Raw genomic sequence first — 15,753 nt, forward strand, 5'->3', positions numbered from 1 at the left:
CATTACGTTTGCGAAGTTCAGCGCCTTATCGATTTGTTCCTAACTAATATATAAATGAAATAGCTTCCTCCCAGCACTGATACCAAGGTTCCCGCTGATATTTGCGCGGGGTAAACAACGATTTGTCCCAGAAAGTCAGCCAGCAACAACAACACTGCACCCACCGCACCAGAAAAGTAGATTTGCTGTGTTACCTGCCTTGCACCAAGCATAACGGCGATGTGCGGGGCGAGCAGGCCAACAAAGGAAACTGGTCCCATGGTTGTGGTGACAATGGCACAGAGGAAGGCTACGAGGATCAGCAAAGTGATGTAGGCAAGGTTTAGGTTTAACCCACGTGCAGCGGCAAATTGTCTTCCTGATGAAATCAAGGTGATCCAACGTGAAAGTACCAATACCAGTGCCATTGATACTGCAACACAAACTACCAGCGTAATGGCTTGGTTGCTTTCTACACGGTAGGTTGAGCCAGAGAGCCAGCCAAGCAGGACATATTTGTCGTCGCCGACACGGGTCAACGTAAATTGAACCAGCGCCTCTAACAAAGCGGTAAGTGACAAACCGGTCAAGATGAGAATAGAGGGGGCGAACTCATGTTTTTTCCCAAGAAAAAGTAGTACGACAAGCGCGCCAACACTACCCAACATCGCCACCCAGGGACTCATACCATGGATTGAGTAACCAAACACCAAGCTGGCAAGGACTAACGCCAACACTGCCCCGGCCGATACCCCCAAAATATCTGGACTTGCAAGAGGGTTAAATACCAGCCTCTGAAGCACAACGCCCGCAACAGCCAAGCTTATGCCAGAGGCAATGGCGGTGAGTAGTCTTGGCCACTTCAGTGTCCATTCAAACCCATCTGGTATTTGTAATGCGTATCCTGAGGGACTGGAAGCCCAAAAAACGCTCAGTAAGATAAGGAAAGTCATGGCGAGTCCCAGCCACTGTAATGCACCATTTTTTAACTTATCTGGGCCTGTTGGTAAGGTCAGCGAAAGTTGATCCTGTGCAGATAAACGGCGGCGGGCAAGTATGACAAGAGCTGGTGTTCCAATTACCGCTGTTGCTGTACCTGTGGGTATCATGTCCAGCGACCATTGCCCTAAATACGTTGCTAATGTATCGGTCAAAGCAAGAAATGCTGCGCCGAGTATGAAGCTGGCAACCAATTCTGTTCTCGGACGGGTGAATCCGATATAACGCGCGATGTTTGGGGCAATTAACCCAACAAAGCTGATCACTCCAACAGCGGTAATGGAAACCGCCGCGAGCCAAACACCTAAGGATATCAGGAGAAAGAATGCCCAACTGACATTCAATCCTCTCGCTGCCGCTCCTTTACCACCTATACTGAGAAGCTGCAAAACGCGTGGAGCAAAGAAAATCAGCAAGAAAATAGGCGTAAGCCTGATAAGAAGCCAGTCAAATACTTCCCAGCCGTTTTGCCCTAAGTCGCCCGCGCCCCATACGAAGAGATTTTGAGCGTATTGATCGTTGAGAAGGATGATAGCCGTAGCTATTGCACCTAACAGTAAATTGACTGCCATACCTGCTAGGACGATAGGAATGCCGCTCAGGTTGTTGATACCCACTATGGTAACGACCAGCACCATGGCTAAAAGTGCCCCAAGCAATGCCATGAGCAGAGAGTAATCGCCTGCCAATGAAGGGGCCAATATGCTGAGCAGTACAAGCCCCAACCAGGCACCTGAAGAGGTGCCAAAAGTGAGGGGGGACATCATGCGGTTTTGCGTTAACTGTTGAAACAGACTGCCGACTAATCCTAGCGCTCCACCTACGGTAATGGCCATCATCAACCTTGGAAGGGAGGCTTCAACAAATGCCAGCCATTCGAAGGAGTCTTGCTTATCAAGGGTGCCGTTAAACCATTCTGTGTAGAGCTGACCAACAGAGCCAAACTGGTGTTGTCCAACGCCTAGATGTAATAAAGCAGCGCCAATAAACGCTGCCATTAAATAACCCCATCGTTTCATGGGCGTTCTGATAACGTCAACAATGCCTCTGCAAGTGCTTCAGCATTATATAAAATCGACATAGCGCCGCCGTAGCTCCAGCTTGCAGCAACAGGCGCCACATCATTGCGTTTAACAAATGGCATATTTTTCCAGATGGGAGAGCGGTTTAACCTTGCCTGCTGGTCAAAAGGTTCAAAATACAGAGCAATACCATTTCCTACTTTCTTGAGGTTGGTAATACGCTTCTGCGTAATTCCCCATTGTGTGCTTTCCTGAGGCATGGCGTTGTTGAAACCCAGCTGCTGCAAAGCAAATTGTGGGATGGAGTTATCGCCATAGACGTAAACAGAGGTTGCGCTGGCAAATCGAAAAGAGGTCACATCAGGTTTACCGTTTGGGTAAGCATCAGAAAGCTGTTGATTGAGCTCTTTGAGCCTTTTTTCCATGCTTGCTAGCTTCTGCGTTGCTAACTCGTCTTTGCCGAGCAAGTGCGCGATACGTTTGAAGTTCTCAATGGCTGCTTCGGCGTTATTATGGTCTTCACTGTAGGTCTGAAAATGAAGTACAGGCGCAATCTTTTCCAATCGTCTCTGCAAATCTTTTTGCGGTGAAGCAATTAATATAACGTCAGGTTTAAGGTCACGCAGTAGGGTGAAATTGGGCTCTACTCTTGTCCCGATATCCACGGATGTTTCTGGAATTGAAGGTTGTACTACCCATTCCTCATAGCCTTTGATATCAGGCACGGCGATAGGTGTGACACCGAGCTCTAATACCTGTTCGGTAATATCCCAATTCAATGCCGCAACACGTGTTGGCACTGCAGGAAGGGTCTTTTCACCATCACTGTCGGTGACTTTATGATCTGCCCAGACAGCAGTAGAAGTGATGAGTGTTAACACCAGTGCGGTGAGGTTTGGTTTTTCCAATAAAAATTTAAAATTCAGCATACTACTGCAACCTTTGTTGTTTTTGATGGGTGGTCTAACAGGCGAATATTGGTATCAAAAAGCGTGGAAAGTGAGGCTTCATCTGTTAGCGTCCTTGTATCTCCGCTGTAAACGACGTTTCCCTCTTTCAGCGCCACGATATGGTCGGCATACCTTAGGATTAGATTGATGTCGTGAAGAATAACGATCACCCCTTTTTCCTGTTCACGATTAAGCGACTGGAGCATATCCATTACATGGTATTGGTGCTGCACATCAAGTGCTGAAGTGGGTTCATCCAAGACCAAAAGGGGGGATTGTTGAGCGAGTAACATGGCGATCCAGGCTTGTTGGCGCTCTCCGCCTGAGAGTTTCTCCGCTGGGTGATCGGCGTACTGCCCAATCTGCGTGGCGGCCATTGCAGCTTCAATAAACTGGATATCTTCCGCTTTCATGCGGCCAAAAGTGCCGCGCCATGGGAAACGTCCAAGCTTAACCAGTTCGCGTACTGACAGCCCCGAAGCTTGCGGCAGGTGTTGAGGCAAAAAGGCGATTTCTCTTGCCAGTTCCCTGCTGGTGTAACCAGTGAGACTGTTTCCATTAAAATCGATTGTTCCTGCGGACGGCTGGGTTTGCCCTGCCAACAAATCTACCATTGTCGATTTACCTGATCCATTGTGCCCCATAATGACGGTCAGCTTATCGCTAGGAATAGAGAGGGAAGGAATGTTGAGAATATCTCGACACTCTCTTGTCACTTTTACATGGTTTAGTTGATACATATTTCTGAGAACCGTAGAAAGCAACTCACGAAGAGTTGCTTCTACTTTGTTTAAAGACGTCGTTAAAATTCGTATTTAACGTTCAGTTCAACCGTTTGTTCAGCACCGAACCAGCAGTTGGTTTGGTTGTAGCAAGAGTAGTATTCCTTATCGAACAAATTGTTCACTACCAAATTAGCCTGTGCGCCATCCAGTGAGGTGCTTGCGCTACCAAGGTCATAACCTAGAGATAGGTCTGCCACGGTATAGGATGGAACTTTACCTTGCGTGTTGTTGGCATCCATTTGCATTTCACCCACATAGCGAACGCCACCACCGATACGTGCACCATCCAGCGCACCGGATGTGACGTAATAGTTACTCCAAATGTTGGCACTGTGCTCCGGTACATAGATAGGTGTGGTGCCAACAAGGCTCGTATCAGAGGCTTTTTTTACTTCCATATCGAGGTAGGTATAAGAGGCCAGCACATCCCAGTTTTCAGCGAGATAGGCCTGTCCTTCTATTTCTATACCTTGAGAAGTCACTTCTCCCAGTTGGATCTTTGCCCTAAATGTTGGGTCATTTGGATCAGCAGCAATTGAGTCATTCTTCGTGATGTGGAAATAGGATGCAGTCAGGGTATTCGACATGTCTTCTGACATATATTTAACACCGACTTCGAACTGTTTACCGGTTTGAGGCTTCAGGCTGTCGCCATTAATGTCTGTGCCTGCGGCGGGTTCAAAGCTGGTGGCATAACTGGCAAAAGGTGACAGTCCATTGTCAAACTCATATAAGGCACCTAGACGGTAAGAAAACTGATTATGATCTGAGGTGTCTTTGCCATCATAGGTAGGCGAAGAGCTTGTCTTATCGTCATGTGATTTGAAGAGGTCATATCGTCCACCTGCCAACAGAACGAGTCGGTCATAGCGCATTTGATCTTGGAAATAGAACCCCAGTTGTTCAAAGCCAATGTCATGGCTTTCTGAGTAAGCTTCGGTGACTTGGCTTCTGTCCAATAGGTTGTTGTTCGGGCGATAAGCATTAAAGGTGTAGAACGCGGCGTTGCCCGCATACTCTTTGTAGACAGAGTCGCCCTCTAAATCTTGATAATCCAAACCTAATAGTAGGTTGTGCTCCAACACACCCATGGCCACCCAGCCAGAGAGCTGGTTATCAATGACGTAGCTTTTGTAGTCTTCATCGGTGGTGTAGATATTTCGAGTCAGCAGTCCTGTTGATGCTGTAAAAGCGGTGTCGCGGTGGTATGTGTTTTCTTGATACAGAGATGCATCGGTGTATCGTGCGTTTTGTAGGAATGACCAATTATCGTTGAACTCGTGATGCAGCTTGTAGCCAAGCATGAGGACATCGCGTTCGAAAGAGCTCCAATTCACATCACCCATAGAAACGGATGGTGACTGTCTTTCCAGTACAGCTAGCGGCATGGATGAGTTGATACCCATTTCAGGGTCATTCTGATAGTAGAGATTGAAATTAATCAGGGTGCGATCATTAACCTGCCAGTCCACCGAGGGGGCGATAACGTAACGCTCTTCTTCAGCACCATCCACCTGACTGTCTTGCTTACGAGCCATTGCTACCAATCGGTAAGAGAGGTTGCTGTCACCAATCTGACCGGTTGAATCCACCGAGGCTTCAAGCAGGTTACGCGAGCCCGTTGCTGCATTGACAGATGTGCTGTCTTCTTGCTGTGGTGACTTGGCGATAATGTTGACCATACCACCCGGTGGCATTGAGCCATAAAGAACGGAAGTGGGCCCTTTGAAAATTTCGATTTGCTGAATAGCGGAGGGATCAATTTGCGGATGTAGGTTCCAGCCCGTTAGGTATGGCAGGATTAAACCGTCGTAATAGTTCTGGTTATTGTTGCTAAAACCACGAATAGAGAAGTTGTCATACATGGTAACAGCAGCGCCTTTTTGCTCTGTTACAACGCCAGGTGCATATCTTAGCGCCTCATTGACCGTTTTAACGCCTCGTTGCTCAAGCAGCTCGTTATCAATTACCGTTATGCCCTGGGGCGTCTCCTCTGGCTCTAAAGCGGTTTTAGTTGCTGTGTTTCGGTAAACCTGTCCAAGAACGGTGATGGTCTCTAGTTCCGCGCTATCAACAGTATTCTGTGCATCTGCGTAAAGTGGGGCAGAAAAGGCAGTTAAAAGTGCGACAGCGATGGATGAATGCTTAAATTGAGTCGTGGTGTCCATATTATCCTCAAATACCAATGCCAATTAATGGTAATAATTCTCATTTGCATTGTATGGAGAGGCGAAAAAGATAGTTAACAATTTGGTGCAACTTAAACACAAATTAAGGGCGAAATACGCTTTGGGTCTGCCGCTAAACTTTCTGGATAGGTACCCAATATTCCATGTCTGCGTGAGGTGATAGAGGCTCATAATTGCTCGGATAAACCTCTAATTCATAGCCATCTATGCCTCGATATCCAGAGCTGGGCAACCAATGAAGAATAAACCACTCCAAGGTATGAGGAAGGCGTTCAATCGGCCCTTTGTGTCGAACTGCCGCGTATGTTTGTTTCGGCACTGTCAGCGCTTCCAACCTTTCAGAAATGAGGCTAGGTAACTCTGGGATAGGAATATGAGGGTCAAGCTCAACACCAGCCCAGTATTGAATCTGGCTACCGTCGAAATTGGCTTTAGTGATATCTACAACACCGAGTAATTGGCCTACCGGTTGGTGAATACCGCTGGATTCAGCTTCTAAACTTGCCCAAAGCTGAGGGACAACCTCAGCAAAATTGGGGGCGAGTGAAAATAGTCCGTTTATTTCACCTCGAACGCCTTTCAGCAAAAACGTATCTTTGGTGTCGATCCTTACTTCAACAAACGAATATGTATTCTTTCCCGGGTAGTGAATTTCGGAAACTTCGATAGGTTTTTTTAACCCGATGCGTTGTGATTGCTTTCGATAAACACTTGGGCTTTGACCGAAGAGTTGTTTGAAAGCGCGGCTGAACGCAATTTCGGAATTAAATCCAAGGGAGAGGGCGATATCGATGACGCGTTGTTCCGTGTCCAGCAGCATTTCGGCTGCGACACTCAGTTTTAATTCTCTGACATAATGTGCAACGGTTAACCCGGTTTCAGACTGAAATACACGTTGAAGCTGCCATCGCGACCAGCAACTCTGTTCCGCAATTTCCTCTAGAGATAATGTCGCATCGAGGTTGTTATGTATGAATGACAGCACCTTGCTGATGCGATTAAATGTCGATACAGACCTTTCTTTACGTTGTTCCACCGCCACGATAACTACCAACAATGATGATTGAGTTGCACCTTGACCGATGAGGGGTAACAAGTGTACAAGTAAACTAATCGTAATGAGAATTATTATTATTTTGCACCATATTGTTAGGTTTCTCAATTGTTATTGAGCTACCGTGTTGACCAATTCGCCCCCAAGATTTGTATTGTGTATGTTTCCTGACTGGCTAAAGCTTTTTTGGTTTCGCCCTCAATCACCTGCTATTTATCAACTGATCTTTACTCATTCAAAACAGGTCTCTCCTTACTTGAAAGGATCGTTTGGAGACTTACCCCAAAGCTGCATATCTATTGAGAATCCTACGAGTAGTGCATCTATTCGGGAGGTTTATCGAGAAATTGAAGGGTCGAATCCAGAGGCCGGCGGAAGTTACTGGCTGACACGTACTTGGGATCTGCTTTGTTGGCAGCCCATTTACCTGAGTTTTCTCTCGATTTACGGATTGAAGTCATTGCCTGATTTCACGCAATTCGGCCAGTTCAAACGAAACCGTCTTGTGGCGGGCTATCGTTTTGCTTCTGAGGAGCATTGGCACGGAGAACCTGAAGAGTTGATTCCGCTGGCGGCAGAGCAATTGTCTGAATTGTTCGAACAGTATCGCGCGCAAATCAATGATTGGGCGAGAATTAGGCCGGGGTTTACTAACCACCTGTTGGCTGATTTGATTTTAAGTTGTTTGATTAAACTACAAACGCTAAGACCCGAACTGGAAAGTGATTACATAGAAGAGCAAGCGGCACTCTGGCTCGACGCTTTTAAGTTGCCTAAAAAGCACTTGATAAGTCTTAGTCGAGACGAAGCCACGGGAAAGCTTAGACATATGCGAATCAGTTGTTGCTTGGTTTATAAGTGCAAGAAAGGAAGCCTCTGCTCGGACTGCCCTAGGCGAAATACTCGCCAAGCATTAACTCGCGTTAAAGAAAGCTAGTGATACCGCTCAGGCGGCATCTTAGAAGTGGTTTTCACCGTAACGTCTTATTTATGAACGATAGTTGTAATAAGAATTACGATAGTTTGGTGAAAGGATGCTGTGGCTCGCTACAGTGGCGAGTTTATTCAATGGATTGAAAAGGATGATGCAATGTTCGGACACGTGCTTTCTTCGTCATTTAACTTTGCTTTCAATCATTTAGGGGTACTTTTCCGCGTAACAATCATTCCTGTTATTTTAAGCGTGGCGCTGGAATTGGCAGCGTTCTCCTTCAACAGCGAGAGTATGGTGTGGGTTGATTATGCATTATGGAGCGTGCTCAACACTATTATTGCCGTCAATGTGCATCGTCTTGTGTTGATGGGGCCAAACTCAGTGCCGACGTTCGGCCGCTTTACGATTGGCAAAATTGAGATTTGGTTTTGGCTTCATTACATCTCGCTTGGTATTCCTGTTCTGCTTGGTTCTTTTCTGTTTGCTTGGATTGGCCCGCTTTTGAGCTTGTTGGTGATTGTCGCCATGGTAGTCGGTTGTCGTGTCAGTCTGGTTTTCCCTGCCATTGCAATGGGAAAAGGCGTGTCTTTTCCTTATGCCTGGAAACAAACGGCGCAAAAAACCTTGTTTATGATTTTGGTCGTGGCGGTTGCACCCATTGTCTTCGCCATCATATTTGTTCCTGTGATGGCGCTGGTTGTATTCATTGCGCCAGATTCCTCGCCAGTTTACTCGATGGTCAGTACCAATATCGTGATCGCTTATGTGACGATTCTGGCGGTGATAGCGCTTTCATTCGCGTATCAGGATCTAACCGGTGACGACCATTCAAACTTTTCACCTGAAGCGTCTCGGGAAGAATAACGACATATTGTCGAAAGTGATGCTGTTGGTGTCGCATTGGTTGAAGCGACAGTGAAGGCATTGCGAACAATGAAATTAGCGCTGGAAAAAACAGCCAAAGAGGTATGAATGTTTGAATTTAAGACTGGCGATTGGGTGTTCACCACGCAATCTGGTGTTTGGCAGATCTACCGTATTGAGCTTTTTAAAGCGTTCAGCCCTTCACGCAAGGCACTTGAAGATAAAACGTTGGTATTCGCGAAGCGTTTTATCGACGATACGGGTAAGGCCGCATTTACTCAGGAATTCTTCTCTCCCAACTCGTTATTCCCTGTAAAAGGGGAGGCTGAACACGACTTGGATCTTTGCATCAAGAGTCATCCCAAGCTCTACGCTAAATTTCTCCGTTACAAGCCTGAACCGATTAATACGGTTTTTCATTGCCGCGTTGAAACGCCAGAACATCAGTCTACGGAAGATATTGCGGACATGTTCCCAAAAGACGTGGAATTTACCCAATCAGAAGCAATGAAGTTTGTTGATTCGCTGGGTCTGAAATCGAACAGTTATCCGCTTTGGACCGTGGAATTTGTTTCCCGCGGTACAGTGTTGCGCGATGGATATGTCCGCTATGTTTTCAACCGCGTGCTGGAGTTCTGAGATCAGAAGCACTGTGTATGGGAAATTATTACTCTAAGACGGCTCCTAACTGAGGTGTCGTCAATGGCTTATTATCATTACTATGACAGAAAACCTACTTTAAGACGGTTGAAAGCGGAAATACTTCTGGAATGATTGATTTTGATTTCTTTGTATGAAAATAATTTATTCTATTTCTCAATTTTGGTCGGTTTTTATTTTGGTGTTATTTGGTGTAACGACTCTCTCCTTCTTTCTATTTTTCCTTTATTGTATGACTAAGTAGACAATCAAGAGTGATTTAATATATTACAGGCAGTCATCCATTCTTACTCTTTTACTTATCGCCTCCGACGTTTGGTTGCATGTCTATGGATTCTCACTTAAAGTGGCTTCTTATTTTAATATATTGTGTTTTGTTTTATTAGGGTTATTTAATGCAATTTTCACTTCATTTTATCTCATTACTTTGATTTTACAGGTTTTTTAAATCTAATTTTCGGCATAGGGTTTTCCTTTGTGGATTTTATTACATCCTTTGTAATTTTTCTGCTTCTTATTAACTTATTGTTTTATTTATTTAAACTGATTGTTTTTGTTGATATGTTCTTGTTGGCTTTGAAAGGTATGAAAGCGTGAAGTTGTTTTTTTCTTAAATATGAAACTTAATTTTTAAATTAGTAAGGTTATAACATAAATTCTGGGCTTGGTTGTAGTTGGAATAACGTTTAAACGTTTATCAGGCTGCGTATTATGATATATTTCCAACTCAAGCCCGGAACTTTTCTTATTATATTTAGAAGGATATGAAATAATGAGATCTTTAATTATTGTATGTATGCTGGGCATTGTTTCAGGCTGCACAAGCTACAGCACGACGCTAGCGAACGAAAAAGGGCATACCACTGATTGCCACGCAAGCGGGTTCGGATTAATCAGTTCAATGGTAGCGAAAAGCAGTTACGACGAATGCGTGAAAAACGCCCACGCTAGAGGATTTGACGAAGAATAATGCAGTATCTGATGACTGCCATTATTGAATAGGAAGTAACTAGTTAAATTAAACGACTTGAACGACGAGCTGTGTTTGTTACCGCACGACAACTCATCATGTCGAAGATCAGCGATCGGACTTGACGACTGCCAGGACTCTATAGAGTGTTTGGCGTTCATCAATGAGTCCGATCCTCTCACTGCTTATGCTCTCAGGATGGTCTCCCACGAAAGTGAAGAAGCTGTCCAAGACGGTTTTGCGGTAGCGCTTTACTATCCAGCCCATACCGGGGTGGTTGAAGAAAAACACTTGGTTTTTCGACTTGGGCCACCACCTGGGCTGTAGAAGGCCGACCACGTAATCATTAGTGTTGAGTGTCGGGCTCATTGAAGAGCCAGCAACACGCATAATTTTCAGCATTTTCTCTACAATAAAAAAGCTTATATTCAAAGCATTAAGCATTTAGGGCTTGAGGTCAGGATACACAGTTGGCAACTCCGGGAGATAAGGACAGTCTGCCTTATAGGTTTTCACACCTTTGGTTTCCCAGAATATCTCTGCAAAGCGGTTCACTTTGTCCAGCAGTTTCAGTGCCGCATCCTTATCCGATTCCTGCTTAACCACTGACGCCAGCATCATGATTTCATGGGTGAGGGAATGAATTTCTGGAAACTGGTCAAGTTGCGGTTGCTTGAAATAATCACCCCAGATAATACGAACTTCCTCTTTTAGCTTTTTACCGTGCTCTTCTTTCTGTTCAATCAGGCGGGCAAACGTCGCTTGCTGCTGCTTGGACAGGTCTTTTTCTGGTAGCTCGTTGAGCAGGTCAATCATACGGATCATCGTCAGCACGGCGATTTGCGCGTGGACAGGATCATAGATTTTGCAGGGAATATCGCAGTGGGCAGAGACTCTACCTAAAGGAATTATTTGGTCTAGACGTTCAAATAGAGAGTGCAGCATGGCGGTTATCTCCGTGATTGGGATTTCTTATCCAAATAGTTGATGGCAAAGATGACAAGCGCGCATCCAAGTACAATTGGCATCAGCCACAGGAAGTGAATGAAATCAGCAGTCCAATGCGCGTGGTCGTGGCCTTTGTGGGCAAGGACTTCTGCGCTGAACAGAAGTAGAAAGGCAAATAGGGTGACATTCTTGAACATGGTTTCCTCCGGCTGCTCAAGCAGCGTGTTGGGTAGCTTTTCTGAACACGACTAACTCGCTAAGCCCTGCTGAATAGGCTTTGAGGAGTTCGACAAAATGCTGGTGGTCTGGTGACACTTTTCTTAGCTGAACTTCAATGATTTCTAACGGCGATTCAAGGTGGAATCGAGCGAGTTCAGATTGTTCTGATTGCTTATAAACGGTGGCGAGGTTGTGATGACAGGCAAGCCAGGCTGAGAGCTTTTCGCGGTCTGTGAAAAGAGACTCACTGTTCTCATCCAGCAAAGTGAGTGCATCGAAGTAGCTGTCTTCTGCATGCTCCATCTCATCAATGGCGAAGTATTGGTTTCCCGCCAATATCAAATTTCTCCAATCATCCATATCAATGCGCCTCAATCATAATGATAACCATTCGCAAGTGATAATTATTATCGATTTGAGTGGAAAGTAAAGACAGTTCCAAGGAGAGAGCAATTGAAATGCCCAAAATGTGACGCAGATTCGAGAGTGGATGATTCGATGAAACAGACAAAAACAGCACACCCCGGCGCGTAGATTGCCGGGGTGTTAGTATTTAACGCAGTCTACAAAAGCGGAGCGGGAGCAGCTAATTCCTGCACCTTTAGTTTGTTTAAGTATATGGATGCGAGTCTTTCAGGTTATCTGGATTTATGGCATGGAATGCCCAACTTTCCTCTTGGTGCTACATTATTCCTTTTCATTTAACATTATTTTTATGGTTTTTATATGATGGGATAAATAATAGGTTTGAAAAGTAATGCTTGACTTACCTTTCTTTTTTGTCTTGTTTGATAGGCAATTTGTCATAATCTACTGCTTTTTCAAATGATGGAGTAAATAACCTGGCTTCCTACTTTTAGTCTTATTAAACCGAATTTTCGTAATAAGTGACAATGTGAAGTGAGTGGTAAACTTGGTAGCCAACGATACTGGCCACTTCACATGATATAAGGATTTACTATATAACCTTATGCGAGTCTTATGTGAGGCAATTCAAAAAACCCTATTAAACAGTAGCTTGAGGGGATATTTTTTAGAGTATCAATTAAAGTAATCACTTTGTGATTAATTCTATTGTGAAGTAATTTATGTATATTTAAATGAATGCTCCTTAATATTTTAATAGTGCATATTGAATGCACTTTATTTTTTATAAGCTGTTCCTATGTAATAATTCTAAATTTGTTTTGTCGCATTTTTGATTCTTTCCATAGTGGTTTAATTAAAGTATTGTTTAGTTGCTGGGGCTGATTATAAGTGGTATTTATCAGGCTGCGTAGTATGGTATTATTTAATTGGCCCCAGCACTTGTTGTTAATTAGTATGGAGGCTTCGCATGATTAGATTATTCACTATTGCCTGTTTGCTGGGCTTAATATCTGGATGCACCAGTTATAGTACCTCATTAGAAAATGAACGAGGGCATACGACTGAGTGTCACGCCAGCGGATTTGGATTAATAAGCACATTGATCGCAAAGAGTTCTTATGACCAGTGTGTGCAAAATGCAAATGAAAGAGGTTTCGAAGAGCAATAACTTATCGGTGTATCTTTTTCCTAGGAAACTGAGCTGGGTATTCTTCACATTTCGTAGCTCTTTGTGCTTGAGTTCAATGGGTGGATTTAACAATAGTCATGACACGGTAAATTGATTGGTTGCCGTCAATAAGCCCAATGCTCTCGGTGCTAATGCTAAAGATGTTGCCTCCTTTGAATGTTAAGAAACTATCAAGCACGATTCTCTCAAACCTTTTCACCATCCATCCCATGCTCGGGTGGTCGAACAGGTAAATCTGACCGCGTTTCTTCGGCCACCATTTGGGTTGGCGGATGGCAATCACGTAATCTCTGTGTTGAGTGTCGGGCTCATTGAGGAGCCCGCAATACGCATGATTTTCAGCATCTCAAAGGTTTCGCTTTGGGCACTTAGGGCTTGAGGCCAGGATACACAGTTGGCAACTCGGGGAGATAGGGACAGTCTGCCGTATAGGTTTTCACGCCTTTGGTTGACCAGAATATCTCTGCAAAGCGGTTCACTTTATCCAACAGTTTCAGTGCTGCGTCCTTGTCTGATTCCTGCTTAACCACCGACGCCAGCATCATGATTTCATGGGTCAGGGAGTGAATTTCCGGAAACTGGTCAAGCTGTGGCTGCTTGAAATAATCTCCCCAGATAATGTGAACTTCTTCTTTCAGCTTTTTACCGTGCTCTTCTTTCTGTTCAATCAGGCGGGCAAACGTCGCTTTCTGCTGCTTAGTCAGACCTTGTTCTGGCAATTCGTTGAGTAGGTCAATCATGCGGATCATCGTCAGTACGGCGATTTGCGCGTGGACAGGATCGTAGATTTTGCAGGGAATATCGCAGTGGGCAGAAACTCTGCCGAAAGAGAATGTGTGGTCGAGGCGTTCCATCAAAGTATGAAGCATGGTGGTTATCTCCGTGACTTGGATTTCTTATCCAGATAAGTAATCGCAAAGGTGATGAGCGCACAGCCAAACAGGATCGGCATTAGCCACAGAAAATGAATGAAATCGGCTGTCCAATGCGCGTGATGGTGGCCTTTGTGGGCGAGCACTTCTGTGCTGAACAGAAGCAAAAGGGCAAACAGTGTGATGCTCTTGAACATGGTTTCCTCCGACGCTCAAGCAGCGCGTTGGGCAGTTTGTTTAAACACGACCAATTCACTGAGTCTGGCGGGATAAGCTTTTAGAAGCTCAACAAAATATTGGAATGCCCGAAATGTGATGCAGATTCGAGAGTGGATGATTCGATGAAACAGACAAAAACAACACACCCCGGCAATCAAATTGCCGGGGTGTTAGCTTTTAATGCGGTCTATGAAAGCGGAGCGGGAGCGGCTAATTCAGTGTGAACTGACCAACTCGCTGCTTTAACACTTCATTTGAATTGACGAGATTTTCGTTATCTCCCCTGATCTGCTCACTGAGCGTCACGATGGAGTCTTTTGAAGCTTTGATGTTCAACATCGATGTATTTAAGTGCTCGATTTGGTTGATGAGTTGATCGAGCCCGCTGCTATTGTCCTCTGCCGAAATCAGTGAGACCACTTTTTCAATAGAAACCACCGCTTCTTCCACCGTTTGGTTGGAGCTTTGGTAATGAGAGATGATGTCTAACAGCTCTTGTTTCTGCGCGGTCAGTCGCTCGCTGATTTGCACCACCGAACTACGGATTTCTCCGACGATCTTGGTGATGTCTCCTAGGCTGTCTTGCGTCGATAAAGCCAGTTGACGCACTTCATCTGCAACAACGGCAAATCCACGTCCTTGGTCACCGGCGCGGGCGGCTTCTATCGCCGCATTCAAAGACAAGAGGTTAGTTTGCTCCGAGATGGACTTAATGACCTCAACAAATTTTTCAATAGACTCTGCCTGCGCTTTCAGCTCAGTAAACGACATGTACATCTGCTCAACGCTATTGGCGTAGTTATCTAATTGCTGAAGCGAAGACATATTTTTGGTGCTTATATCTACCAAATCACCCCTTACTTGCTCGGTGGAAGAGGCTGTCTCTTTGAGGGTTTGCACCATAGAGGTAGAGAATGAACTGAGAGAGGAGAGGTTTGTACTGGCAACTTCGTAGTTTTGGTCCTGCTCTAAAAGGTCTGCATTGATGTTTTTCACCTTCATAAACATAGCGTCAGACAGTGTTTTTGATTCGACTGACGATTCATCAATGGCTTGAAGAGTGTTGCGGATATTGATTCTGAAGTTTTCTATAACACGCAGAAAGTCGGTCATTTCACTGTTCAGTGAGGATTTCACTTCGTTTTTGACACTGAGGTCATTTCGCTCGAAGTTTTTCAGGTATTCCTTCGTTTGTTCCAGAGAGTCGACACCCCATCTTTTCTCATCAATATCATGGATGAGGAGAACACCGACAAGGACGAGCTGGATGATGACTGAATAGATATTTTCGGTTAATAGCAAAGCGTTGACGAGAAGAAGCACAATACCCACCCAGTGGATGAGCCTCATTCTTGTAAATAGCGATTTAAAGCCGTTTTTTGATGACATAGACCTTCCTCAACACAACTGGTGAATCTCATGTTATTTAGCCTCCCTTTACTATCTTCTCTCGGGGGAGGCTCATTTTTGAGACGCAAACTCACCTCAGTGTAGTTGAGCATTTTAAGGCCTTCAAAATACGCATTTTTGT

Annotated in this window: 15 protein-coding genes; 4 read left to right on the top strand and 11 right to left on the bottom strand. The window is 44.8% G+C overall.

The annotated features are described in order from the left end of the window. Nucleotides 1-17 precede the first annotated feature (17 nt). From fhuB to K6Q96_RS06540, 5 genes are all read right to left on the bottom strand, one after another. Nucleotides 18-1,997 (bottom strand): Fe(3+)-hydroxamate ABC transporter permease FhuB, encoded by a 1,980-nt coding sequence (fhuB, locus tag K6Q96_RS06520; protein WP_251878804.1) that lies wholly within the window; start codon nucleotides 1,995-1,997, stop codon nucleotides 18-20. Next, entirely contained in the window at nucleotides 1,994-2,929 is a 936-nt protein-coding gene (locus K6Q96_RS06525; RefSeq protein ID WP_251878806.1) for an iron-siderophore ABC transporter substrate-binding protein, read from the bottom strand. The genes fhuB and K6Q96_RS06525 overlap by 4 nt, the downstream gene beginning before the upstream one ends. Beyond that, complete coding sequence (locus K6Q96_RS06530) at nucleotides 2,923-3,690, bottom strand: ABC transporter ATP-binding protein (protein ID WP_251878808.1); 768 nt, start codon at nucleotides 3,688-3,690, stop codon at nucleotides 2,923-2,925. Before K6Q96_RS06530 ends, K6Q96_RS06525 begins: the two co-directional genes overlap by 7 nt. Nucleotides 3,691-3,752: 62 nt before the next feature. Continuing rightward, complete coding sequence (locus K6Q96_RS06535; RefSeq protein ID WP_251878810.1) at nucleotides 3,753-5,903, bottom strand: TonB-dependent siderophore receptor; 2,151 nt, start codon at nucleotides 5,901-5,903, stop codon at nucleotides 3,753-3,755. 133 nt (nucleotides 5,904-6,036) lie between these two features. Then, nucleotides 6,037-6,960: a GyrI-like domain-containing protein gene (locus K6Q96_RS06540; protein ID WP_491899752.1), complete on the bottom strand. Its 924-nt coding sequence runs from the start codon at nucleotides 6,958-6,960 to the stop codon at nucleotides 6,037-6,039. Between the two features lie 178 nt (nucleotides 6,961-7,138). Between K6Q96_RS06540 and K6Q96_RS06545 the strand changes: the two genes are divergently transcribed. The 4 genes from K6Q96_RS06545 to K6Q96_RS06560 all read left to right on the top strand — a co-directional run bounded on the left by K6Q96_RS06545 (nucleotide 7,139) and on the right by K6Q96_RS06560 (nucleotide 10,406). Beyond that, nucleotides 7,139-7,915, top strand: a complete 777-nt coding sequence (locus K6Q96_RS06545) for a siderophore ferric iron reductase (RefSeq protein WP_251878814.1) — start codon at nucleotides 7,139-7,141, stop codon at nucleotides 7,913-7,915. A gap of 102 nt (nucleotides 7,916-8,017) precedes the next feature. Further along, a complete protein-coding gene (locus tag K6Q96_RS06550) occupies nucleotides 8,018-8,776 on the top strand; it encodes a hypothetical protein (RefSeq protein WP_251878816.1) in 759 nt (252 codons plus the stop codon). A 108-nt stretch (nucleotides 8,777-8,884) separates the two neighbouring features. Beyond that, nucleotides 8,885-9,415: a hypothetical protein gene (locus tag K6Q96_RS06555; protein ID WP_251878818.1), complete on the top strand. Its 531-nt coding sequence runs from the start codon at nucleotides 8,885-8,887 to the stop codon at nucleotides 9,413-9,415. A gap of 793 nt (nucleotides 9,416-10,208) precedes the next feature. Beyond that, nucleotides 10,209-10,406 carry a hypothetical protein gene (locus K6Q96_RS06560; protein WP_251878820.1) on the top strand — a complete coding sequence of 66 codons (198 nt, stop codon included), beginning with the start codon at nucleotides 10,209-10,211 and terminating at the stop codon, nucleotides 10,404-10,406. 444 nt (nucleotides 10,407-10,850) lie between these two features. Here K6Q96_RS06560 and sodN (K6Q96_RS06565) read toward each other — a convergent pair whose 3' ends face one another. The 6 genes from sodN (K6Q96_RS06565) to K6Q96_RS06590 all read right to left on the bottom strand — a co-directional run bounded on the left by sodN (K6Q96_RS06565) (nucleotide 10,851) and on the right by K6Q96_RS06590 (nucleotide 15,611). Then, a complete protein-coding gene (sodN, locus tag K6Q96_RS06565) occupies nucleotides 10,851-11,351 on the bottom strand; it encodes a superoxide dismutase, Ni (protein ID WP_251878822.1) in 501 nt (166 codons plus the stop codon). Nucleotides 11,352-11,356: 5 nt separating this feature from the next. Next, nucleotides 11,357-11,551: a hypothetical protein gene (locus K6Q96_RS06570; RefSeq protein WP_251878824.1), complete on the bottom strand. Its 195-nt coding sequence runs from the start codon at nucleotides 11,549-11,551 to the stop codon at nucleotides 11,357-11,359. A gap of 16 nt (nucleotides 11,552-11,567) precedes the next feature. Further along, nucleotides 11,568-11,933, bottom strand: a complete 366-nt coding sequence (locus tag K6Q96_RS06575) for a DUF2753 family protein (protein WP_251878826.1) — start codon at nucleotides 11,931-11,933, stop codon at nucleotides 11,568-11,570. Between the two features lie 1,566 nt (nucleotides 11,934-13,499). After that, on the bottom strand, nucleotides 13,500-14,000 hold the full coding sequence (gene sodN / locus K6Q96_RS06580) for a superoxide dismutase, Ni (protein ID WP_251878828.1): 501 nt from the start codon (nucleotides 13,998-14,000) through the stop codon (nucleotides 13,500-13,502). A 5-nt stretch (nucleotides 14,001-14,005) separates the two neighbouring features. Continuing rightward, on the bottom strand, nucleotides 14,006-14,200 hold the full coding sequence (locus K6Q96_RS06585; RefSeq protein WP_251878830.1) for a hypothetical protein: 195 nt from the start codon (nucleotides 14,198-14,200) through the stop codon (nucleotides 14,006-14,008). A gap of 232 nt (nucleotides 14,201-14,432) precedes the next feature. Then, a complete protein-coding gene (locus K6Q96_RS06590; protein WP_251878832.1) occupies nucleotides 14,433-15,611 on the bottom strand; it encodes a methyl-accepting chemotaxis protein in 1,179 nt (392 codons plus the stop codon). Nucleotides 15,612-15,753: the final 142 nt, after the last annotated feature.

The organism is Grimontia kaedaensis, assembly GCF_023746615.1.
In the GTDB taxonomy this organism is placed as follows: domain Bacteria; phylum Pseudomonadota; class Gammaproteobacteria; order Enterobacterales; family Vibrionaceae; genus Enterovibrio; species Enterovibrio kaedaensis.

Coding starts and splice junctions, on each gene's coding strand:
- K6Q96_RS06585 (WP_251878830.1), bottom strand. CDS start 14,200: ATGTTCAAGAGCATCACACTGTTTGCCCTTTTGCTTCTGTTCAGCACA.
- K6Q96_RS06545 (WP_251878814.1), top strand. CDS start 7,139: ATGTTTCCTGACTGGCTAAAGCTTTTTTGGTTTCGCCCTCAATCACCT.
- fhuB (WP_251878804.1), bottom strand. CDS start 1,997: ATGAAACGATGGGGTTATTTAATGGCAGCGTTTATTGGCGCTGCTTTA.
- sodN (WP_251878828.1), bottom strand. CDS start 14,000: ATGCTTCATACTTTGATGGAACGCCTCGACCACACATTCTCTTTCGGC.
- K6Q96_RS06530 (WP_251878808.1), bottom strand. CDS start 3,690: ATGTATCAACTAAACCATGTAAAAGTGACAAGAGAGTGTCGAGATATT.
- K6Q96_RS06535 (WP_251878810.1), bottom strand. CDS start 5,903: ATGGACACCACGACTCAATTTAAGCATTCATCCATCGCTGTCGCACTT.
- sodN (WP_251878822.1), bottom strand. CDS start 11,351: ATGCTGCACTCTCTATTTGAACGTCTAGACCAAATAATTCCTTTAGGT.
- K6Q96_RS06570 (WP_251878824.1), bottom strand. CDS start 11,551: ATGTTCAAGAATGTCACCCTATTTGCCTTTCTACTTCTGTTCAGCGCA.
- K6Q96_RS06525 (WP_251878806.1), bottom strand. CDS start 2,929: ATGCTGAATTTTAAATTTTTATTGGAAAAACCAAACCTCACCGCACTG.
- K6Q96_RS06590 (WP_251878832.1), bottom strand. CDS start 15,611: ATGTCATCAAAAAACGGCTTTAAATCGCTATTTACAAGAATGAGGCTC.
- K6Q96_RS06575 (WP_251878826.1), bottom strand. CDS start 11,933: ATGGATGATTGGAGAAATTTGATATTGGCGGGAAACCAATACTTCGCC.
- K6Q96_RS06555 (WP_251878818.1), top strand. CDS start 8,885: ATGTTTGAATTTAAGACTGGCGATTGGGTGTTCACCACGCAATCTGGT.
- K6Q96_RS06560 (WP_251878820.1), top strand. CDS start 10,209: ATGAGATCTTTAATTATTGTATGTATGCTGGGCATTGTTTCAGGCTGC.